The 21,002-nt window shown below is 66.9% G+C and carries 16 protein-coding genes and 1 pseudogene; 6 read left to right on the top strand and 11 right to left on the bottom strand.

Annotated elements, in window-relative coordinates; all coding sequences use genetic code 11:
- Positions 1-49: 49 nt before the first annotated feature.
- A complete protein-coding gene (locus WEF05_10290; protein ID MEX1102271.1) occupies positions 50-1,399 on the bottom strand; it encodes an MFS transporter in 1,350 nt (449 codons plus the stop codon).
- Positions 1,400-1,572: 173 nt separating this feature from the next.
- On the opposite strand from WEF05_10290, the gene WEF05_10285 reads away from it, so the two are divergent.
- A complete protein-coding gene (locus tag WEF05_10285; protein ID MEX1102270.1) occupies positions 1,573-3,186 on the top strand; it encodes a hypothetical protein in 1,614 nt (537 codons plus the stop codon).
- A gap of 893 nt (positions 3,187-4,079) precedes the next feature.
- Here the strand turns inward: WEF05_10285 and WEF05_10280 are convergent.
- Positions 4,080-4,355 (bottom strand): hypothetical protein, encoded by a 276-nt coding sequence (locus WEF05_10280; GenBank protein MEX1102269.1) that lies wholly within the window; start codon positions 4,353-4,355, stop codon positions 4,080-4,082.
- 246 nt (positions 4,356-4,601) lie between these two features.
- Between WEF05_10280 and WEF05_10275 the strand changes: the two genes are divergently transcribed.
- On the top strand, positions 4,602-4,853 hold the full coding sequence (locus tag WEF05_10275) for a hypothetical protein (protein ID MEX1102268.1): 252 nt from the start codon (positions 4,602-4,604) through the stop codon (positions 4,851-4,853).
- A gap of 75 nt (positions 4,854-4,928) precedes the next feature.
- On the opposite strand, the gene WEF05_10270 is transcribed toward WEF05_10275, so the two are convergent.
- Together WEF05_10270 and WEF05_10265 are read right to left on the bottom strand one after the other, a co-directional pair.
- The gene (locus WEF05_10270) at positions 4,929-5,672 is read right to left on the bottom strand and encodes a hypothetical protein (protein MEX1102267.1); all 744 of its coding nucleotides are present in this window, start codon (positions 5,670-5,672) and stop codon (positions 4,929-4,931) included.
- Between the two features lie 11 nt (positions 5,673-5,683).
- A complete protein-coding gene (locus WEF05_10265; GenBank protein MEX1102266.1) occupies positions 5,684-5,818 on the bottom strand; it encodes a GPGG-motif small membrane protein in 135 nt (44 codons plus the stop codon).
- Between the two features lie 451 nt (positions 5,819-6,269).
- On the opposite strand from WEF05_10265, the pseudogene WEF05_10260 reads away from it, so the two are divergent.
- The 3 genes and pseudogenes from WEF05_10260 (at position 6,270) to WEF05_10250 (ending at position 8,104) form a co-directional block, all read left to right on the top strand.
- A pseudogene (locus WEF05_10260) lies at positions 6,270-6,542 on the top strand (leucine zipper domain-containing protein).
- 275 nt (positions 6,543-6,817) lie between these two features.
- Positions 6,818-7,318, top strand: a complete 501-nt coding sequence (locus WEF05_10255; protein MEX1102265.1) for an integrase core domain-containing protein — start codon at positions 6,818-6,820, stop codon at positions 7,316-7,318.
- A gap of 96 nt (positions 7,319-7,414) precedes the next feature.
- The gene (locus tag WEF05_10250; protein ID MEX1102264.1) at positions 7,415-8,104 is read left to right on the top strand and encodes a hypothetical protein; all 690 of its coding nucleotides are present in this window, start codon (positions 7,415-7,417) and stop codon (positions 8,102-8,104) included.
- On the opposite strand, the gene WEF05_10245 is transcribed toward WEF05_10250, so the two are convergent.
- Entirely contained in the window at positions 8,097-11,918 is a 3,822-nt protein-coding gene (locus WEF05_10245; protein MEX1102263.1) for a glycosyltransferase, read from the bottom strand. The genes WEF05_10250 and WEF05_10245 overlap by 8 nt on opposite strands.
- A 367-nt stretch (positions 11,919-12,285) precedes the next feature.
- Between WEF05_10245 and WEF05_10240 the strand changes: the two genes are divergently transcribed.
- Complete coding sequence (locus tag WEF05_10240; GenBank protein ID MEX1102262.1) at positions 12,286-13,215, top strand: sensor histidine kinase; 930 nt, start codon at positions 12,286-12,288, stop codon at positions 13,213-13,215.
- A 362-nt stretch (positions 13,216-13,577) separates the two neighbouring features.
- Here WEF05_10240 and WEF05_10235 read toward each other — a convergent pair whose 3' ends face one another.
- The 6 genes from WEF05_10235 to WEF05_10210 form a co-directional block, all read right to left on the bottom strand.
- Positions 13,578-14,057 (bottom strand): STAS domain-containing protein, encoded by a 480-nt coding sequence (locus WEF05_10235; GenBank protein MEX1102261.1) that lies wholly within the window; start codon positions 14,055-14,057, stop codon positions 13,578-13,580.
- A gap of 997 nt (positions 14,058-15,054) precedes the next feature.
- Complete coding sequence (locus tag WEF05_10230) at positions 15,055-15,333, bottom strand: hypothetical protein (GenBank protein MEX1102260.1); 279 nt, start codon at positions 15,331-15,333, stop codon at positions 15,055-15,057.
- Positions 15,334-16,198: 865 nt separating this feature from the next.
- Positions 16,199-16,663, bottom strand: a complete 465-nt coding sequence (locus WEF05_10225) for an adenylate/guanylate cyclase domain-containing protein (GenBank protein MEX1102259.1) — start codon at positions 16,661-16,663, stop codon at positions 16,199-16,201.
- A gap of 211 nt (positions 16,664-16,874) precedes the next feature.
- Positions 16,875-17,528: an alpha/beta fold hydrolase gene (locus WEF05_10220; protein MEX1102258.1), complete on the bottom strand. Its 654-nt coding sequence runs from the start codon at positions 17,526-17,528 to the stop codon at positions 16,875-16,877.
- Positions 17,528-18,874 (bottom strand): adenylate/guanylate cyclase domain-containing protein, encoded by a 1,347-nt coding sequence (locus tag WEF05_10215; GenBank protein ID MEX1102257.1) that lies wholly within the window; start codon positions 18,872-18,874, stop codon positions 17,528-17,530. The genes WEF05_10220 and WEF05_10215 overlap by 1 nt, the downstream gene beginning before the upstream one ends.
- Positions 18,875-19,223: 349 nt before the next feature.
- Entirely contained in the window at positions 19,224-20,381 is a 1,158-nt protein-coding gene (locus WEF05_10210) for a PP2C family protein-serine/threonine phosphatase (protein ID MEX1102256.1), read from the bottom strand.
- Positions 20,382-21,002: the final 621 nt, after the last annotated feature.

Raw genomic sequence — 21,002 nt, 5'->3', positions numbered from 1 at the left:
CCTATAGATTGCAGCGTTCGCCCGGGGGGGTGAAGAGGGTGCCGGAAAGTCAGCCGACCGCGTCGGTCCGCTCGGCAAGGCCGTCGGGTCCCCCTGTCCGATACCGGCGGAACCCCGGCACGAAGATCGCGATGATCGCCGCTCCTGCGATGCAGAGCAGGCCGCCCGATACGATCGAGACCTGGGCGGTGAAGGCTTGCGCGACCAACCCCGCCTCGAGATCGCCGAGTCGGGGGCCGCCGGACACAACGAGAACGTGGATCGAGGACATGCGTCCCCGGAGGGAGTCGGGCACCGACAACTGCAGGATCGTGTTGCGGAACAGCGCGGAGATCATGTCTGCCCATCCGGCGAGCGCCAAGAACACCAGCGCGAGCCACAGTTGACCCACGAGGCCGAACAGCGCGATGCAGGCGCCCCACGCAACCACCGCCCAGATCACGGCGAGCCCCTGGCGGCGGACCGATCCGACCCACCCGGCGGTGAGGGAACCGGCGAGTGCTCCCGCCGCGGGGGCTGCGAGCAACAGACCCACGATCTCCGCCCCGCCGCCGAACTGCGTGACCGCGATCACCGGGAACAGTGCGCGCGGCATCCCGAAGATCATCGCGATCAGGTCGAACGTGAAGGTCGATTGGATCACGCGTCGGCCCTTCAGGTACGTGAGACCCTCGCGGACCGCAGCCAGCCCGACGGCGGGTTGACGACCGTCCTCGTGTTCCGGCGGCACGGGCCGCATCAGGGCCGCCACGCCGAGCGTCGCTCCGTAGCTGATCAGGTCGATCCCATACGCCCAGTCGAGACCGAACTGCGCGATCACGATCCCGCCGATCGCGGGACCTACGATCGTCGTGCCGTTCCACATCACCTGGTTCAGCGCGAGCGCCGCGGGCAGCTCCTCGCGGCCGACGAGCCGGGGGACCATCGCGATCCTCGTGGGCGAGTCGATCGCGGAGAACACCGCTCCGAAACCGACGGCGCCGTAGATCAGCGCCAAGGGAGGTCGGTCCATCACGGCGCCCAACAGGAGCAGCCCCGCGGCGATCGACATCCCCACCTGCGAGTAGACGAGCAGCTTGCGGCGGTCGACGGCGTCGACGATCGCGCTGACGAGCACCGCACCGATCAGCTGGGGGACAAGGGAAACGAGACCGATCAAGCCGACAGCGGCCGGTGATCCGGTCAGCTCGTACACCTGGACGTAGACGGCGACGAGCGCGATCTGGTAGCCCGTCTCAGAGATCAGTTCACCGGACCAGAGCAATCGGAAGTCGCGCGAGGTGCGCAGCGGGCTCAGGTCGAGGGCGATCCTGGAAAGAACGTGCCGAGCGCGGGACCGTTCCGGTCGGGAGGGCGTGCGGCCCTCCGGCCGCTCACCTCCGGATCCTTCGTCTCCCACGGGCGCTCTCTCCTCCCGGGCAGGAGCCTAGCGGGAGCCGTCCCCCTTCAGGTGCTTTCCGGGGCAAGGTACCCCTAGCAACCAACGTGACGAGTCGATAGGGTTGGCGGGACGCGGTTCCTGAGCATCCAACGGGCGGCTCGCCCTGGGGCCCGTCGGGGAGCTGAGACGCAATGCGGCGTCGCATCTGGGTCACGGTCACGGCTTTCGTTGCCGCTCTGACCGTGCTGCCGTCTCCCATGGGCTTGCTGGCCGAGGCTGCACCGTCTCCAGAGCGCCGGGGAGACTTCAACGGCGATGGCTACCATGACCTGGCGATCGGAGTGGAGTTCGAGGACGTCGGCTCCGACGACGACGCCGGTGGGGTCGAGGTCATCTACGGGACGCAGAACGGCCTGAACGGCGACGCGCCGATCGACGATCAGTTCCTGACGCAAGGCACACTCTCGGGCTCGGTCGAGCCGGGTGATCGATTCGGCCACGCGCTGGCCTGGGGAGACTTCGATGCCGACGGGTTCGACGACCTCGCCATCGGGGCGCCGTTCGAGGACGTGCAGATCTCCACCGGAAACATGGCGGATGCAGGGGTGGTCCACGTGGCGTACGGATCGCCGTCCGGCCTCACCGCGTTCGGCGACGTCGTTCTGACGCAGAACTCTCAGGGCATCCTCGGCGTGGTTCAAACCGGAGACCGGTTCGGCTTCGCTCTCGCCGCGGGCAACCTCGGGGCGGGGGCCGGTGACGAGCTGGCCATCGGGACGCCGCGCGACAGGGTCGGCTCGGTAAGCAGGGCTGGTGCAGTGAACGTGTTGTACGGCGGGTTCGGTGTCGGCTCGGGCGGGAACCAGCTCTGGCACCAGGACAGCGCCGGGATCTCGGGCGTCGCGGAGATCTCCGATGAGTTCGGGTCCGCGCTCGCGATCGGGGACGTGGGAACGAGCGCACGAGCAGACCTCGCCGTCGGTGTTCCCCTCGAGGACCTGAATACCTCGACGGAGGCGGATGCGGGATCGGTGAACGTGATCTACGGTGGGAGGAACGGGCTCACCTCTCAAGGGAACCAGCTGTGGCATCAGAACAGCGCGGGGGTGGGCGGTGGCGCGGAGCCGGCGGATCACTTCGGAGCGGCGCTGACCACAGGAGAGTTCGGAAGGGAGTCCACCGGCGATCTCGCGATCGGTGTCCCGGGCGAAGATGCCGGGGGAGCGGTCGATGCCGGCGTGGCGCAGGTCCTGTACGGAACCGCGACCGGCCTGGCCCCGGCTGGAAACCAGATCTGGTACCTGAACAGTTCGGGGGTTCCCGGCGCTGCCGCAGACGGGGACGCCTTCGGATCCGCTCTGGCCGCCGGCGATCTCGGAAGGGACGCTCGGGACGACCTCGCCGTCGGGATCCCGTTCGACGATCCAGATGAATCCAACGCCGGATCGGCGATCGTCGTGTACGGATCCGCAACGGGGCTAAGCACTTCAAGCGTTCAGGCTTGGACCCAGGGAAGCTCGGGGATCGCGGGTGCCCCCGAGAAGTCGGATGCCTTCGGGCAGGCGCTCGCGATCGCAGACTTCGGCCGGGGCCCGGAGTCCGACCTGGCCGTCGGCGTGCCAGGCGAAGGGTACGAAGACACCTTCCCGGTACTCGAGGTGATCTCGCTCATCGGCGCGGTCAACGTGATCTACGGAGCGGATGACGGACTGAACTCGTCCGGCAGTCAGTTCTGGTGGCAACGGAGTGGCACCTTGAAGGATTCCGGCGAGGCGTCCGACCGGTTCGGCTCGGCGTTGGCGTAGGTCCATCCTCCTCAGCACGTTGTCCCAGGTCGCTCTTCGGCGAGACGAGCCAGGTTCTCGACCTGTTTCGTATCTCCACGACGGATCGCGATGCGCGTGAACGGGCGCATCCATATGCGCAACCAATAGGGGATGTAGTTCATGTGTCGCGCCGTGTCGGTGTAGACGATGCGAGAGCCCGCCCCGTCCGGTTGGATATCGTAGCGGTGCAGGAACTAAACCTTCCACGGTCTCCCTCGATCGCGGTCGAGACGTGCCTCGGTTTGGATCGCGAAGCGGCTCGGACGCGATACTTCGACGACGGTCGAGCGATCGTGGAAGGTGCCATTGAAGTTGGCACCGGTCGAATCGAACATGGTCCCAACCGTCACGGGGCCCTCGGGAGCGTGCAGCGTCAGCAGCTTGAACTTCTGGTCGCTTGCCCGTTCCCCTGACCAGAGCAAGTGAGCCGGCAGATCGGCTACGACCTCGAAGACCTCGGGCGGAGCCTTCGATCCAACCGACACCGAGGTCTCAAAGGTGAAGGTCTCGGGACCGCGTCTCACCAAGACACCCTAGCTGTCTTCGCGCGCCGCGGCCGCGAACGCGGCCGTGATCACCTCGCTAGCGCCGAGCGGCTGGATCCGCTCTCTCCGCCCATGCGTCTCCTGCATTGGTGTTCGCGAGCCAACACACGTCGCCGAGACTGACGCTTCCCAGCGCCTGCCATTCTTGCTCGATCCGCCGCAACGTCTCATCGGGTGACGTCTGCCATTCGAAGAACGCGCCCTCGCTCAGGTCCGGCGGGCACCATCCTAGGAAGTCGCAACTGCCTGCCTGGCCGATTAGAGCGATCACGGGCTTGCTGCGCCGTCCGCGGCGAGTTCCGGCGAACCCGTCGCTCATAGACGCCCCTAGTCGCTCTCGTACCAGCTCTCACACGTCTTCGCGAAGTCGTTGATCAATTCGAGTGCGCGTCCGGGGCGATCGTTCCGGTATACGGCCTTCGCGTACTCAGCCACACGGTCCCCGAACTGGCCGTCTACCTCAGCGGACCCCGACTCCATGAACTGGGTCATTGCCGCCTCGAGCTTTCCCTGGCTGCATGCGTAGTGAGTCACGTCCCCGTCGCTGCAGCCACTCAACAGCAGCACGAGGACCGCCGCACCAGCCAGACGGCCCGCTCGCATGGCCTGATTCTGCTTCCGTGAATCCGCCGGCACAAGAGGCTCCTCCCGCTTGTGACGCGATCGTCAAGCCGAAGCGCGAGCAGATGCGAGGGAAGAGATCGTCGACGGGCTGGGCGAGGAGCAGGCCAACGAGTTCTGCGCCGCGTACCTTGTGGTGGATGACTACGATCTCGCGTTGGCCGAGTTCGAGAGGGTCTACACGGTCGAGGGCGGCCGGTCGTCCAGGGGCGTCCACCAGAGTCCAGGATGCGGGTAGGAGTCCTGCGATTCCACGGACGTCCACAGGTGTCGACCGGAACCGTGATCCTGAGGAACCGCTCGAATGAGAACGCTGGGGACGGCATCCGGATCCTCGACCCCGCGACCACGGTCACACAGAACCGCGCGGATCTGAACGGTGATCTCGGGATCGAGGCCGTCGAGGGCGTGATCGACGGCGGCAAGAACAAGGCGCGAAGGAATGGCGATCCCGCCCAGTGTCTGAACGCGGCCTGTTGACTGGGCGGTTGGGGTGATCGGGTTGGGGGAAGTGGGGGAGGTTGAGCACCCCCCCCAACCCATAGCATGCTCTCTTTAGAGTGTTCCCTCTCCGGGGATCGGCGTTGTCGGGTCGTCATTGCCGGTCTTGGTTTGAACCTCGGACTTGACGTCGCGGGCCGTTGCCTCAATCGGGCCACTCCATCGTTCGAGATAGCGACGAGCGATCGGGATCCCGCCAACCCCGAAGGACACCACAACGGAACCGACGACCATGACGAGCAGCGCGTAAAACAGTCCCCGCACGATTGCCGGTGCCACCTGCAGTGAATCTAGGGCAGCGAACACGCCGACCAGCAATACGGCGAAGCCAGCGCCCTTGGCGATGATCGTCCCGCCTCGCACGGACCCGATCATTGGCTGAAGGATGTCGGTCAGTACCCTCGCCAGTACCGACGCGATCACGAGAATCACGACGGCCACTATGACGTGCGGCAGGTAGGCGATGAGACCTTCCAGTAGGTCACTGATCGGGTTCGGGCCCCAGATGCCGAAGGCCAGCTGCAACGCGACGAGGAACACAAGCCAGAAGACGATCACGCCGATCACGTCAGAAGGATCGGTCTTGCTGCGCTCGAAGGCCTGTCGCATCGTGCCGCGCTCGACGAGTCCGTCGAACCCAACCCGCTCAAGCAGTGAATCGGCGACCTTGGACAAGGCCTTTGCGATGAAGTAGCCGATCAGCAGGATCAAAAAGAAGCCCAGCAGCTTCGGAGCGAACGTGGCAACGTCAGCCCACGCCTCTTCAAGGCCCTGTTGCACATCGATGTCTGCAAGCATGACGCCTCCCATCAGTCCAATAGGCTGACGCCACCGGGCCCTACGAGCAGACCTCCGATGATCAGCACGATTCCCCAGAGCAGCGCCCCACGGACGATGCTCACGATGCCAGCGACGACCAACACGGCCGCGATGATCCACAAGATGGTGTCCGTAGCCCCTTCGTTCCCGCCGTTCTGTGCGGCGAGTGCGAGCCCCGTCTGTAACATCGTTCCCCCTTCCACGCGCAAGCTTCCACAACAGCGTCGAATGGATGTCCACGAGAGCCCCGCTCCAAACGCTCGAAGGACAACTCTTTTTCAGCGCCGTCGCCAGCGAATCGACCGGACCACCCTTCGGGAGAGGGCGAGGCTCCCCGCCGCCTCGTCGATCCCGACCGACCGGTGTTCCGCGATCGTGGGTCCTTGGCCTGCAGGTGATGGAGCGGGACCAAGGGCGTTCTTGACGGGCCCGGGTCAGGTGGACCTCCCCTGGACTGCGCCTCCCACTCACGATCAGAATTACCGTCCGTTTCCCCCTGCGCGCAGTGTGTGGTTTCAGGACATGGTTCCGGCCTGTCTCGGGACATGGTGAACACCTCAGCTGCGGAGGTGTCGGATGTCCTTGGCTCGATTGGTCGTCACGGCGGTACGCGTCGAAGGTCGGAGCAAAGCGGAGGTGGCTCGTGACTACGGCGTGAGCCGCCGATGGGTCCACGAACTCGTCCGACGCTTCGACGCCGAAGGCGAAGCCGGCCTGGAGCCTCGATCGCGCCGACCGTCTGGGAGCCCGAGGCGCACACGGGTGCAGATCGAAGACGAGATCGTCGCGCTGCGCAAGGAGCTGTTGGACCTGGGGGTGGACGCCGGTGCTCACACGATCGCGGTGCACCTGAGCCGTCGCCACGAACATGCATCGGTTCCTTCGGTCTCCACGATCTGGCGGATCTTGGTGCGCCGGGGCTTCGTTACGCCCCAGCCGCACAAACGCCCACGGAGCTCGTTCGTGCGCTTCGAGGCCCAGATGCCCAACGAACGCTGGCAGGCCGACATCACCCACGTCCGCTTGGCCGGCGGGGATGAGGTCGAGATCTTGAACATCATCGACGATCACTCCAGGTTGCTCGTGGCCTCCGATGCACGAGTGATCTTCAAGCTGCCGACATCGTGGACAGCTTTCATGCAGCCGCTGCGGTCCACGGGTTCCCGGCGTCGCTGCTCACCGACAACGGAGCGGTGTTCACCGCGGCACCTCGAGGCGGACGGTGCGCGATCGAGCTCGAGTGCGCGGCCCTGGGGATCCGCTCGGTGCACTCTCGGCCCTACCACCCGCAGACCTGCGGCAAGGTCGAGCGGGTGCATCAAACGCTCAAGCGGTTCCTCGCCAAGCAGGACTCGGCACACACGATCGCTCAGCTGCAAGCCCAGGTGGATCGGTTCTGTGAGTACTACAACACGGTCAGGCCGTCCAGGAGCGCAGGTGGAAGCCCGGTGCGAGTCCGGGGACGTCCGCCAGCGTCCGTGGACATCCATCCGCTTGGCTGTCAGTTGGCTGTCAAGAAGAAGCCCCTCGCCATCGACCACGCTTGCGGGTCGGACCCGTCTGCCTCCCCCATAGGTTGCTGCGAGCCAAGCATGCAGCCTACCGGCTTGGTCGGAGCCCCGTGACGGGAGCCGGGCTGCAACCTTCGACCGTTGTGTTCCGGGCAGGGATATGACTACCCTTGCCCGGACCGAGCCGGAGACGGTCGAAGGGGGCCGAGGATGTCACGGGACGAGCTGGTACGGAGCTACCTCGACGGGCAGGTCAGCAGGCGCGTGTTCGTTCGTCGCCTTGTGGCCACCGGTGTGTCCGCGATGGCCGCCCTCGCCTACGTCGATATCCTCCGCCGCAACCCTGCCTCCGCCGGCACGGTCGGTGACTTCTACATCCTGGTTCGCGACTACTCGTTCACGCCGGATCCCGCGAAGCTGAAGCGGGGGCAGCGTGCTCGCTTCGGCTTCTCTCAGTTCAGCCAGCACACCCACTCGGCGACCGATACCTCGCCCCTCGCACTGTTCGACACGGGGCTGTCGGCCGCGGGATCGGTGAAGTTCGTCGATCGGTTCGTCGCGGCCGGGACGTATGCCTATGCGTGTAAGCAGGCCTCCCACGTCGGGTTCATGACCGGCACGATCAAGGTGCCGATCACGGTGAAGCCGAAGCAGGGTCCGCTCGGGAACGCCTTCAAGATCACGTGGGCTTCGGGGACGCTCAGTGGCTATGTGTTCGACGTCCAGCGAAAAGGACCGAACGACACGACCTACAAGGCGTTCAAGACGAGTGTGACCACGCGAAGCACGATGTTCACGCCGGGCCGCCGAGGGACGTTCCGGTTCCGGGCTCGCCTGCGCCGGACGTCGAACGGCGCGACGTCCGGTTGGTCCGCCCCGAAGGCACTCGAAGTCACCTGACGGCCCCCCGGGGGACGCCCCCGGACTCGCGGCCGTCCGCGCCTGCGCCGTCGACCCATCGCCGGCGCGCGAAGTCCCTAATCTCCCCCGCGTCGCCGCGGTGGACCCACTTGCCCCGCTCCGTCTTCACCGACCGCACCACGGGGGGAGCCAGTTGGACGGCCTCGATCGAGCGGGCTCGAGCGAGTCCCGCGATCACCTTGATGCCCGCGTAGACGCTGAGATCGACGCGGATCGAGCGCAGCCCCGTCCCCGCGACCCGGAGAGCTCGGGACGGCGAGCGGATCGTGCGGAGTGCGCGGAAGGCGGCGCGGATCAGATCGACGTGCCGCTCGCGGCGCCACGCGTCGCCGTCGGCCTTACGCGTCCGCGCGTAAGTGAGTGCCGCATCGCCGTCGAGGATCTGGCGACCGCTCCGGAAGTGCGCGGAGAAGTGCTCGCCATCCTCCGCGACGAACTCGTCGTCGATCGGGTGTGGCACGTCGACGTCCAGTCCGCCGAGCGTGTCGACCAGCCCCTGGAACCCCTCGAAGTCCACGATCACGCTGCCGTCGATCCGCGCGCCGAGGGTTCGCTCGAGCGCTCGCGCGAGCAGCCGCATACCCGCCCGCGCGTCGACCCTGGTCTCGGTGTCTGGCGACCGCGCTGCGCCGCCGCTCGCTGTTGCGGCCTCCGGCCCGATCGCCCCGACGAAGTACGCCTCGTTCAGGCGGGCCTCGCGCCGGCCGGGAAGGCCGACGAGCAGATCGCGCGGGAGGCTGAGCAACCGCACCGTTCCGTGCAGCGGCTCGATCCTCGCGACGAGGAGGACGTCGGTGCGGCCGATCGGATGGGTCGCCCGGGCGTCGAGGCCGCCGATCGCGACGTGCACCGAGGGGATCCCGATCAGCGTGCGGAGCTTGCCTGGCCCGGGTTTGAGCACCTCCGCCCAGGTCCCGGCCAATGCGGCGACGGAGCCGAGCGCGACCAGGGGACGCACGGCTCGGTGTCGCTCGCGCAGGTCCGGGTCGGCCCAGCGCCGGACGTTGCGCTCGATGCCCCTGAGGCGGCGGGGGAGGTACCCGACGAGGTGGATCTTGAGGGTCTGACGCGTCAGCACGCGGCCGTGCCGGATCCCCCCCTCGAGCAGGATCCTTCCGAGGCCCCGGCCGCGACGGAAGTGGTGCATCACGAGTTTGGCCGGTGTATCGGCGGGGGAGCGGTGGCCGAACCGCACGTCCTCGGCGCGATAGGCGCGACAGCCCCGCGAGGCGAGGCGGAGGTTCACGACCGTGTCCTCCCCGGCGCGCAGGTGTTCGGGGAACCCGCCGACCTCCTCGAGGAAACCTCGGTCGTAGGAGCAATGGGACGGTGCCGAGGCGAGCTCCTGGGACGGCCGGCCGGGCAGCACCCCGGAATGGTCGAGGAAGTAGGAAGCCCAGCCGGCAGGCGTGTCGGTCAGGTTGAGCGTCGTCCCGGTAACCATCGGGTAGCCGAGCCGGTGCGCCGCGATCCGGGCAGCCAGGCTTCCGGGCTCCAGCACGACGTGGGATCCGGGGAACGACACGTAGTCGCCACGGGCCGCCGCCAGCCCGGCGTTGCGTGCCTCCCCGGGAAGCGCCGGGCGGTCGAGCTCCACCACCACCACGTCAGGGAATCGATCGCGCACGACCTGCGCGGTCCGGTCGGTGCCGCTCGTCACGACGATCACCTCGAACGGCTCGGGAACCTCTTGCTCGACCACGGCCCGCACCGAGCGTTCGATCACATCCTCGTCGTCTCGCGAGATCACGATCGCGGACAGGGCAGGCGCCTCCGGATCGATTTCGGCGAGCGCGCGGGCCAGTTCGTCGTCGTCCTCGCCCGCGAACGGCACGACGGCCATGTCGTCCGCTCGCCCGTCCCACGGGCGAAGCGTCTCCGGCTCGGCGAGCAGGTCGCCGTAGTCCGGCTGGAACGCGCCGTCCGGGTCGGCCTGACGGTACTTCGCGAAACGCCTGCGGCGGCGTTCCGGGGTCAAGCTCGCGAGGTGCATGATCCGCAAGGTCGTCGGGACGTACCTGGCCTGCGGGATCGAGACCGGCACCGGCGGGGCGTGCAGCCGGTCGTCGTCGAGCCTGAGCCCCTTCTCCCACGCGAAGAGCCGGTACGCCACCAGGTCCGCCCGATCCCAGTGCTGCAGATCGCCGATCATCCGGTGCACCGTGAGCCCGTAGGCGTCCCCCGGCACCGCGTCGGTCTCGAGGAAGTCACTCAGCGCGGCGGCGTCGTCGGCATCCAGGCGCTCGTCGGCGTCCAGGAACAGGATCCACTGTGGACGCAGCTCGTCGGCGGCACGCAGCAGTGCGTTCCGGTTCCCGGCGTCGTCCCACTCGACGTAGTCGGGACGTCGGGGCATCGTGAGCAAGCGGTGGACGAGTGGCTCGCCCTCCAGCAGCCTCCGCGTTCCGTCGGTGCTGCCGTCGTCGAGCGCGACGATCGCGTCGGCGAACGCGCGCACCGAGTTGAACCACGCGGGCAGATCCTCCTCGCCGTTGCGCACGGGAAGCAATACGGCGAGGAGCGGTCGTTCGCTCTCGGCAGCTGCGTCCCCCGCGGCGTCCGGATCGAACATCGGCCGCAGCCCGAACTGGTCCTCGAGCGGCGCGATCACCGATGGCGACGGTTCGAGGTCGGCCAGCGGCACGGTATGGGCGGGGCTCTCGTCCAGGCCGCCGAACGAGGTCGGGTACTCGCCGTCGGGGTCGGCTTCCGCATACCGGCGGCGTCGTTGGGCGACACGGATCTCGTCCTGCGATCCGAGGTGCAGCACGCGCAACGTCGTTCGGACCCATGCACCGCGTTCGATCGCGGTGGGGACGGGATTGAAGTGCAGACGCTCGTTCGGGAACCGGTACGTGGGATCGAACGCGAACACACGGTAGACCCACATCGGCGTGGGATCGCCGCGATCCTCGCCCCAGAGGCGAACGTGCCGCAAGCCGTACGCCACCGCCGGCAAAGCGTCGGAGTCTAGGAACGTTCGGAGCGCGGCGGCGTCCGCCGGCGGGATCCGCTCATCGGCGTCGACCGAGACGATCCACGAAGGGGCGAGCCCGGCCGCGGCCTCCAGCAGGCGGTTCCGGTTCTTCCCGTCGTGCCAGCCGGCGGCCGTCGCCCGAGGTGGGTTCTCGAGCACCCGACGCACGTGGGGATGCTCGTCGAGGAGCATGCGTGTGTCGTCGGTGCTGCCGTCGTCCAGGGCGACGATCGCATCGCACCACGATGCTGCCGCGTCGAGGTAGCCCGGGAGGTCCAGCACCCCGTTGCGGACCGGGAGCAGACAAACGATGCCGCCGGCCCTGCCCTGGGCCGCCTCCTTGAGCAGGCGGTCGATGTCCAGATTCCCGGGACAAGATCGATCCTCGCGGATCTCGTGGTGGCCAACGACGTGGTCGCGGTCGAGCGCGACGTCCCACCGCCCGGCGATCTCCCGCAGCAGCCGCGCACCGGCCGCGTACTGCGCGTCGGTTCGGATCGCACCGTCCGGGTCGCCGCCGTCCTCGAACTCGATCCCGATCGTGATCAGGTTCGGGTTGCGAACGCCCCGTACGAGCGGGCTTGAGGCATGAACCTTGCTCCCGGCGTGGCGCGCCGTGTCCGTCTCGTCGGCGAATGAGGCAATACGCCCGTCGAGGGCCACGAGATAGTGCGCGCTGACGCGGCTCGAGGTGCGTGCGAACCAGCGGAGCGTGCTCTCGAACGAACCCTCGTTCGTGTGCAGCACGATCCCCCGGACCGTCTCACCGGATCGTCCGCGATCCACGTTCGGCGCGGGGTGGCGCTCGACCTGCATGCCGCCCAGGGTAGACGCGAAGGTCGCTCCGACGCGCCGGGGTCACTGGCTGTAGGCAGGCACGGGGTTTTTGGACGAGCCCTGGCCGTGATCCGGAGAGAAGCCTCAGCGCTCGCAGAAGGTCTAGATCTCCCCGATGCGGAGGTCGGATGCCAGCCTGCCCGTGTGCCGCATCCACGCCCATCCCGCCGCGCAGCACGTCATCGCCGGATCTCCCGAACAGGCTGTTGCTCGACGCGTCCTCGACGGGGTCATTGGGGTTTGGGGAAGCACGGGAGGGGGTAGACAAGGTCCCAGGCGCCGCGCAGCGCGGTTTCGAGCATGCCCGATGGAGCGCCCGTGTGTCTTCTGATATTAGCGATTGCCAATGACTGAATCCTTCCGCCACGAGGCGCTCTTCTACACAGGCACGGACGACTTCGTGGCGCGCACCGGCCCGTTCATCCGCGACGGGGTGCATGCGGACGAGCCGGTGCTCGTGGTCGTCGGTGCACCGAAGATCGACATGCTGCGTTCCGACCTGGGGCCGGACGCCGACGACGTCTACTTCGAGGACATGGCTGGGGTCGGACAGAATCCGGCGCGGATCATCCCCGCCTGGCGAGAGTTCGTTGATCGGCACGCGGGGTTGGGTCGCCGCCTGCGAGGGATCGGAGAGCCCATCTGGGCTGGCCGCTCGGCGGCCGAGCTGACCGAGTGCGCTCGCCACGAGGCGTTGCTCAATCTAGCGTTCGCCGACGGGGCTGCGTTGTGGCTCGCGTGCCCGTACGATACCGCGACGCTCGAGCTCTCCGTGCTCGACGAGGCGCGCCGGAACCACCCGTTCGAGTGGGATCGGGCAGGTAGACGGCCCAGCTCGACCGCTCGTGAGCTGGCCGAGATCGCACGACCCTTCGATGAACCTCTCCCAGATCCGGTCGTCACGCCTTATGGGTTGCGGTTCGGGGAGGCCGATCTGCATGACTTGCGGGCGTTCATCCATCGGCGAGCCGCCGCGGCAGGACTGGATGGATCTCGCCGAAGCGACCTCGTTCTCGCGGCGAACGAGATCGCGACGAACAGCGTTCGGTACGGCGGTGGGGGCGGCACCCTCACGGTTTGGGAGCAGGCTGACGCGTTGTACTGCGAGATCCAGGACCGCGGACGGATCGACGATCCGCTGGCCGGCCGACACCGCCCTGGATCCGAGAGCGTGTCGGGCTACGGGATATGGATCGCGAACCAGGTCTGCGATCTCGTGCAGGTTCGCTCGTTCGAGACCGGAACTGTTGTGCGCCTGCAGATGCGTTACCGATAGTCGCGGGAACGCTCTTGCAAGTCGTGGTCAGTTGGCGTCTCGTGGGTCCCAGCGGCGTGCGATTTCGGTCGGAGTCCCGGGGAGCGTGGTTACCACCGAGTAGCGGACCCGTTCCGAGGTGAGGATGTCGAACTCTGGATCCTCGTGATCGGGCTTCAGTGCGAACGTCCGGCCATCAGAGCGGACGGCGTCGTACTCCCTGCGAGTGAGTCGCACGGTGCTAGCGCAGAGAGGGTCACTGCATTCACAGAGGTACAGGTCACTGTCGTGAACCTCGCCGAGGCTGTCATTCAATTCTCGGATCCGCTCGTTCCGATCGCGAGATCGAACCCCATTGAGGACCCCGGCCCGTTGCCAATCACTCACGGTGCTTGCTCAGCTCCTTCGACCTGACGATTGCCATTACTTGCGTCCCCTGCGTGTGCGAGGACCTGCGCCAGGAGGTCCGTATCCAACAACTCCTCCTGCTCGGTCAGCTGGAACACGCGGCGGGCCTGCGGGGGGCAGTTGGCGATGGCGAAGACACCTCCGGACGCGCGCACATCGCTGGCAAGTTCCAAGATCGAAAGCAGACCCGTGCAGTCCATGAACGACATTCCGTCAACGTCCAATAGGACCCAGCCTCCGCATCCAGCACCGCGAGGCAACGCCTCCTTGATCAGCGGAGCCGATGCCAGGTCCAACTCGCCGTGGAAGCTGACGCGGATCGCGCCGCTGCGCGATTCGACCTGAACGCGGGAAGCTGGAACTCTGTAGGAGTCGGAGAGTTCGGCAGGCGCACCGCCGGGTTTCCGTAAGGACGTGAGAGTGGGCGATCCGCCCGGGTCCTGAAGTCTTTTCATGAAACCCTCCGATAGCAATAGCGCGGGATAACGGGACTCCGGGAGCACGGGCGCTTCCAAGTGGCGGCGCCGAGGGAGGATTTCAGACTCGGCTTCAGGCGCGGGCGGTCCGCCGTTCCAGGAATCGCTTCACCAGACGCGCGACGATAGCGGTGAGGAACAGGCGTCCGATCCAGCGGAGCAGCATGCAAGGAATATAGCCAGCCGCGTGGGCGGCGAAACATCCCACATCCCTCACCGGGTAGGAATCTCGCCCCCCGACAGGAGGTGGGTCGGGAAGCAGCCCACAGCACGTGCCTCAACGAGCCCAGCCCACGATTGGGTAGCCCCACGCCATCCCTTAGGAGCACCTGGAAGCGAAATCGCGGTGGAAGGCAGCGGATGTCCTCCGTTGTAAGGACGCGCGATTGAACACTCGACCACGGGGAGGTTGCGCATCCAGGGAGTGGGGGGTAGGAACGTGGATGTGCGTCCTGCCCTCCGGCGTTCTTTCCCTGATTCGAGACCTAGCGGAAGGTGGAGAGGCGACGCTCACCTTGAATCTCGGTGAGGAAGCCTGTCGATGGTTGCCGGAGACCGGCTAGCGCCCGCTTGCTGCAGCTAGGTAGTCCTACTCGTGGACGACGGCCGGGTAACGCCAGACTCGTTCAGCTAGCTCTGAGGTGTTCGGTGCTAACGGAGGGATCTTATGCCGCGGCCTCGCCGAGGATCAGCGCTTCTGGGCCGTACTCAGATCCGCTGAGTCCGGTGGCCTCCAAGAGCTTGTACATGCGACAGACAGCTGCTACCTGCGCCGATGGGCTGTCCGCGATCTCCACCTCTGCCTCGAGCACCATAGGGTGGTCGCAGCTCCAGCAGATCGCTCGGTCTGATCGCAGGGCGACCCACTCGCCGGGCGCCAACTCGCGGCTCACATGGAATCGTACTCGCAGCCGCACTCCGCCGTCCATGTTGGGCTGATTCCCTATCGAACGGTGAGCGAAACTCCTGCGGACTCCTACAGCCTTTCGACCGAGAGACTGTCCATCCGATAGGTATCGGTCATGAGCTCAGCTTGATCGAAGGCTTGGTAGATTCGGGTAAGACCCTCCGATGTGGCACCGTCGCGATCCGGTGCCCTGATGTCACAGCGGATCGTCATGGTGGAGGCTGAGAGAGTCAAGCTGTCACCGAACTCCGCTTCGAGCTGCGCGACGCACTCCTCCCTGAGTGCACGCACAAGCGTGAACACCGCAACGAGCCGGTGTGTGGTCGCCGAGACGACGTGTCCGATCATCACTCGCTCCCTCGGGGGGCGAAGGCCCGAGTATGGGGGGACTGATGGCCTTCGCCCTCCACAGGTCAACTGCCCTCCCGATCGAGCATGCACTACCCACCACGATGAGCGACCAAACATCCGGAAAGGCGTACGGTGCTGCACGTTTGGGCACGCACGCGATCGGGCACTCTGGGCTCCAAATGAGCGAGGATCGGCGACGGTGCAGGGCAATGTGTCGTTCCCGATCTGATGCCAACGCCTGGCATCAGTGCCACGTCCTAGTGTCTCGAAACGAGCACCCTGCCGTAGACCTATGTGCGCAGCACCGCCTTGAGGAGAGCAGGGGTAAGAGGGTTCCGCGATGGGGTCAACCCTGGGTCAAGGAGGAACCTCACCGACACGGTCTCGAGGTGCACACCGACCCCTTGACCGGGGATCCTTCGTTCGTCCGGTGTAGCGGCTGCGGAACGGTATGGCCCATCGGTGAGGAGAGCTAGCGTCCCTGGGTTGCGCTAGTTTCGCGCTCCCTCTCGTGCGTTCTTGCGAGCGTGGCCGCCCGCATAGCCGGAACACAGGGGCTGCAGATTCCCAGTCGTCAGTGCCTCCATCGGCTCGAGGGATGATGTGGTCAACAGAGTTGGCTGGGACGTCCGTTGCTCGTCACCTCGGTCATGCTGCAAAGAGTCCTTCTCAGGTGTGTTACCCAGACGTCATCCGGGACGACGCCAGGTCTGCGGAGCACTAGTAGCTTATGGACCCGGCGACGGTCGGACTTAGGGAGAGAGAGCGACCAGGATCCGCTCGGCCTGCCGTCATGGCCCTTCACCCGATACAGCCGCCACGTCTCCGGGGCACGGTTCGGCACGGCTGGGCTCCTGCCCCGTCATGTGATCACTCGATACAGCCGCCACGTGTCAGGCACGCCCTTCAGCTCGTGCACGCCCGCATCGGCGAACGTGAGGCCGCTCCCTGCAACGAGATCCTTCACGGTCGAGGAAACGAGCACCTCGGATGGTCCCGCGGCCGCGCCGATCCGCGCGCCGATCGCCACCGCGATCCCCGAGACGTCGGACCCCTCGAACGTGATCTCGCCCGTGTGCAGCCCGGCGCGGATCTGCAGCCCGAGATCGCGCACCGACGTCGCGATCTCCAGCGCGGCCCGGACTCCGCGCGCCGGTCCCGAGAACGTCGCGAGGAACCCGTCGCCCATCGTCTTGATCTCCTCCCCCCGGTGCCGCGCGAGCGCGGCCCGCACCACGGCGTCGTGCCTCGAACGGGTCGCCTGCCACGCGGCGTCGCCGAGACCTGCCGCGTGCGACGTCGAGTCCACGATGTCTGTGAAGAGCACCGTCGCGAGGACCCGGTCCGTGTCGTCGGGCGCCGATCGGGTCCCGGTGAAGAATTCCTCGATCTCGGCTACGAACGCTCCCGCCTCGCCGATCCAGTACGGCAGGTCGCGGCCGGGCAGCTCGACCAGGGTCGTGTCGGGGATCGCCCCACGGAGCGTTTCGATGAACCCGGCGGCGAGCTCGACGTGCGCCGCGCCGGGCGGGTGAGGATCAGGGTGGGGGACCGCACGTCGGCAGGACCCCGCGGACGTCCGTCTCCCACCATTGTTCGTGCATCGCGAACGCGGAACCCGGGCTCGCGGCCGCGCGGAGATACGAGGCCCACGACCGGATCGCGGCCGGATCCCCCGCCACGGTCGGCGCGGCCGCCTCCAGATCCCTGCGAGCGAACGCCTCGCTGCCCCACGCAACCATCTCCTCGCGGGGATCGATCCCGAGCGCGACGAGTGGGCTGCTCGGGATCGGGGTGTAGAGGGCAAGGCCGCGCACCCGATCCGGGTGCGCGGCGGCGAAGAGCAAGGCGAGGATCGGCGCTCCGGACTCGCTGCTGACGATGCAGACGTCGCGAGCGCCAACGGCGTCGAGCACCGCGACCACGTCGTCCACGTGGGTCTCGAGCGGCGTCCCGTCGTCGGGCGACATGCGGTCGGACAGACCCATGCCGCGACGATCCATTGCGATCACCCGGGCGAAGGATCCGATGCGCCGGTGCGTGTCGGCGATTTCGGGGATTCGCCAGTTCTCGTCGAGGTTCGTGAAGAGCCCCGGAATCAGCAGCACGTCGATCGCGCCGGAGCCGAACACCTGGAACGCGATGAAGGCTCCGTCAGGCGCCCGGGTGTACCGGGTCTCGGGGATATCCATCACGCGACTACCCGGTAAAGGTGCCAGCGATCGGGAACGCCCTTCAGCTCGTGCTCGCCGGCGTCCTCGAACACGAGTCCGGAACCGGCCGTGAGGTCTTTCACGGTCGATGACACGAACACTTCTGATGGACCCGCGAGCGCGCCGATCCGCGCGCCGATGGCCACCCCGATGCCGCCGATCTTCCCGTCGATCAGATCGCATTCCCCCGTGTGGACTCCGGCCCGGATCTCGAGGTCGAGCCGGCTGCTGGACGACGCGATGCTCAGCGCGCAGCGCACGGCGCGAGCCGGGCCGTCGAAGGTCGCGAAGAAGCCGTCTCCGGCGGTGCCGATCTCAACGCCGCGGTGTCGAGCGAGCTCCGTTCTCACGAGCGCGTAGTGATCTTCGAGGACGTTCCGCCATCGTGCGTCGCCAAGCTCTGCCGCGCGGGCGGTTGAACCGACGATGTCGGTGAAGAGCACCGTCGCCAGCGCTCGATCGGGATCCGGTCCTCGTCGGGTTCCCGTCAGGAACTCCTCTACCTCGTCGAGCAGGGCATCCTGATCACCTGCCCACGGAAGGTGATCATCGCCGCTGAGCTCCACGAACGACGCACCCGGGATCCGCGTGCTCAGGCTTCGTCCGGCGTCGACAGATTCGATCGCGTCGCCTGTGCGGTGCAGCACCAGGGTGGGGACGGCGATGGAGGGCAGCACCGCGCGCATGTCGATGTCACGCCAGATCGACTCGATCGCCACGACCGCGGAAGGACTCGCGGCGAGCCGTTGGTAGGTCACGAACCATTCCCGGACATGCGGGTCGTCGTAAGCGCTCGGGGCGGCCCATCGCAGTACCGATTCGATGTAGTCCCGGTGCCCCCAGCTCTCGCCCAGCTCGTGAAGGTATCGCTGCCAATCGTCCGAGCTCCATGCCCACGGTTCATCGGGGGTACGGGTGCCCACAGCCGAGGCTCCGTAGAGGATCAGCGCCGACGCCCGATCGGGATGCGACGCGGCGAACAAGGCGCAGAGGTCGGCGCCGTCGGCGAAGCCGAAGAGCGCCGCTCGCTCGATGCCCGCGTCGTCGAGGACCGCGCGGAGGTCGGCGACGAGCACCTCGATCGGGGGTAGTTCGCTCGCGGAGAGGCGATCCGAGAGCCCAGTTCCGCGCCGGTCGACGACGACGAGCCGCGAGAACGAGGCGAGCCGGCTCAGGAACCGCGCGTACCGTGGGTTCCCCCAGTTCAGCTCCAGGTTCGAAGCGAAGCCGGGAACGTAGGCGAGCACCGACTCGCCCCGTCCGACGAGCTGATACGCGAGCGCGACCCCGTCGTTCTTCGCGTATCGCGTCTCAGGACGCTCCATCTCGGCCCACCATCCGGTAGAGAGGCCAACGGTCGGGGACACCCTTCAGCTCGTGCTCACCGGCGTTCCAAGCTCGCCGCACGCGGAGGTTCTTCACATGGCTAGTCTCGTTCGCACTCGACGCCGGTCGCAAGCCATGTCCGTGTGCACGACCCGCTCTCCTGTCCTCACGTGTGCTCACGAAGAGCGGCTCACCCGGAGCTGACCGCGGTCTCGATTGAGTCCTTGACATCTGCCTACCTTCGGCGGTTGCGCCGGTCAGCGTCAGAGGGCGATACTGGCCCGCTCGGGAGGAGGACTCGTTGTCGAACGGAGCGGCACGCTGTCGGCACTCCCTTGGCTCCTCGCCTCACCCTTCCCAGCGGAGATAGAGCATGGTCGAGTCGTCGCGGAGGTCGCCCTGGGAGTGTTCGATGGCGGTGCGAGTGAGTCGTCGAACCACTTCGTGTGGTGAGGCGCCAGCGGCGTGCTCGCGCGCGAAGAGGTCTCGTAGCCGATCCTCGCCGAAGAACGTGCCGTCCGGCATGCGGCACTCCGTGACGCCATCGGTGTACAGCAGTACGCCGTCTCCAGGCTGAAGGTTGACTCGAGTGATGTCCCCGACGACGGGACCAAGGGCACCCATCCCGAGGGGCAGTCCCGGACTCACACTCGGCTCGGACACGATCGCGCCATCGCGTATAAGGATGGGCAGCGGATGCCCGCAGCTCATCCAGTCGAACGTGCCGAGCGTGGTGTCAAGTCGACCGAGGATCGCGGTCGCGAATGCAGGCTGAGCCGGGAAGATGGCGGCCGCCGCATCTATCTGCGTGGCCAGGTTTGCGAGGTCGTCTCCTGCACGACGGCTATGGCGGTACGCACCGACCAGGAGGGCGGCCAGAACGGCGCTGTTCAGGCCGTGCCCGACCGTGTCGAGAATAGCGAGGTCGAGGATGCCCGCGTTGAAGGCGTAGTCGAAACAGTCGCCGCCGACGTTATAGGCGGGTTCGAGCAGCCCAGCGATGGTCATCCCTGCGGCCGCGAAGGACAACGGCGGTAGCAGCGACCACTGCATCTCGGCTGCCAAGTCCATGTCGCGGCGGCGGCGCAACAGGTGCGTCAGATCGGTGTACTGGGCGCTGGCCAACAACAACGGAGCGGCCGCCAAGCCTAACTCGGTGACCAGGAACTCGATCTGGTCGTCCCATCGCGGCAGGGTCATGGCTAGCACGCCGAGTCGGTTCGATTGCTCGGTGACTGGCACCCAAACGTGCCACCCGTCCTCGTACTCGGCGGCCACCACCGTCGAGGACGTGAAGGCACGGCCAGCCATCGACCCATCGAGCGAAACCACCTCCGACTCGCTCCCAGGCCTCGGGACGGCGAGATGTGGCGCCATGGAGACGTGCCCGTAGTCAATGAGAAACAGCGCAACGTCGCGACCGCCCATCCCGACGACTGCCGCAGCGAGAGTTTCGACAAGCGCATCCGGCTGCGCGGTCTGATGCGCGAGCAACAGTCGCGTCACGGGCCGATCCCGGGAATGCATAGCACCACCCCTCTCATCTCAGGCCCTACTCCAGCGATACTACGAAACCCCACCCGCGTGGCGGGGGCATCGGGTCGTGAGCTCCTCGACCTCGGGATCGAGTCCGCGCCTGCGTGCACACGGGCGACTGCGAGCTGATCGATGGCAAGATCGGGGGCATCACAGTGTTGATCGGAGCTCGGGTCGCCGCGACCGGCGCATCCGAGGTGCGCGTCTCGCAGAGAGTGAAGGACTTGGTGGCCGGCTCCGGTCTGACCTTCGCCGACGCACGAACTGAAGGGAGTCCCCGACCCCTGGCGCCTCTACCGGGTGGTTGAAGTAGGTCACTTGGTTTGATGCCCGATACGACGGACACGCGAAGCGTGCGATTGGCGACGCCCAACGTCGTCGTGCCGACCTTGTCCGTAACACCACCACGGTCTGCGCACACCGCACCCTTCACTTGCGGGAGCGACCTGGTGGCTAAGACATTGTCGGGCCCGCTCAACCTGCTCCCTCAATGGGCGGTGGCCTAGAACCACAAGCGGGTTCGGAGCCTTCGCCCCGCAGTCCGCCGACTCGCGCGGGACGGGGGCGCCTCGCTCGGGTCCGGACCGTGCC

The organism is Actinomycetota bacterium, assembly GCA_040881665.1.
Lineage (GTDB): Bacteria > Actinomycetota > UBA4738 > UBA4738 > HRBIN12 > JBBDWR01.
Note: the sequence above shows the minus strand (reverse complement) of the source record. Positions and strands in the feature narration are given on the sequence as shown.

Bases quoted from the DNA above. Each gene is read 5' to 3' on its own strand.
- WEF05_10285 (MEX1102270.1), top strand. From the start codon at position 1,573: ATGCGGCGTCGCATCTGGGTCACGGTCACGGCTTTCGTTGCCGCTCTG.
- WEF05_10280 (MEX1102269.1), bottom strand. From the start codon at position 4,355: ATGCGAGCGGGCCGTCTGGCTGGTGCGGCGGTCCTCGTGCTGCTGTTG.
- WEF05_10275 (MEX1102268.1), top strand. From the start codon at position 4,602: ATGCGGGTAGGAGTCCTGCGATTCCACGGACGTCCACAGGTGTCGACC.
- WEF05_10270 (MEX1102267.1), bottom strand. From the start codon at position 5,672: ATGCTTGCAGACATCGATGTGCAACAGGGCCTTGAAGAGGCGTGGGCT.
- WEF05_10250 (MEX1102264.1), top strand. From the start codon at position 7,415: ATGTCACGGGACGAGCTGGTACGGAGCTACCTCGACGGGCAGGTCAGC.
- WEF05_10245 (MEX1102263.1), bottom strand. From the start codon at position 11,918: ATGCAGGTCGAGCGCCACCCCGCGCCGAACGTGGATCGCGGACGATCC.
- WEF05_10240 (MEX1102262.1), top strand. From the start codon at position 12,286: ATGACTGAATCCTTCCGCCACGAGGCGCTCTTCTACACAGGCACGGAC.
- WEF05_10235 (MEX1102261.1), bottom strand. From the start codon at position 14,057: ATGAAAAGACTTCAGGACCCGGGCGGATCGCCCACTCTCACGTCCTTA.
- WEF05_10230 (MEX1102260.1), bottom strand. From the start codon at position 15,333: ATGATCGGACACGTCGTCTCGGCGACCACACACCGGCTCGTTGCGGTG.
- WEF05_10220 (MEX1102258.1), bottom strand. From the start codon at position 17,528: ATGGATATCCCCGAGACCCGGTACACCCGGGCGCCTGACGGAGCCTTC.
- WEF05_10215 (MEX1102257.1), bottom strand. From the start codon at position 18,874: ATGGAGCGTCCTGAGACGCGATACGCGAAGAACGACGGGGTCGCGCTC.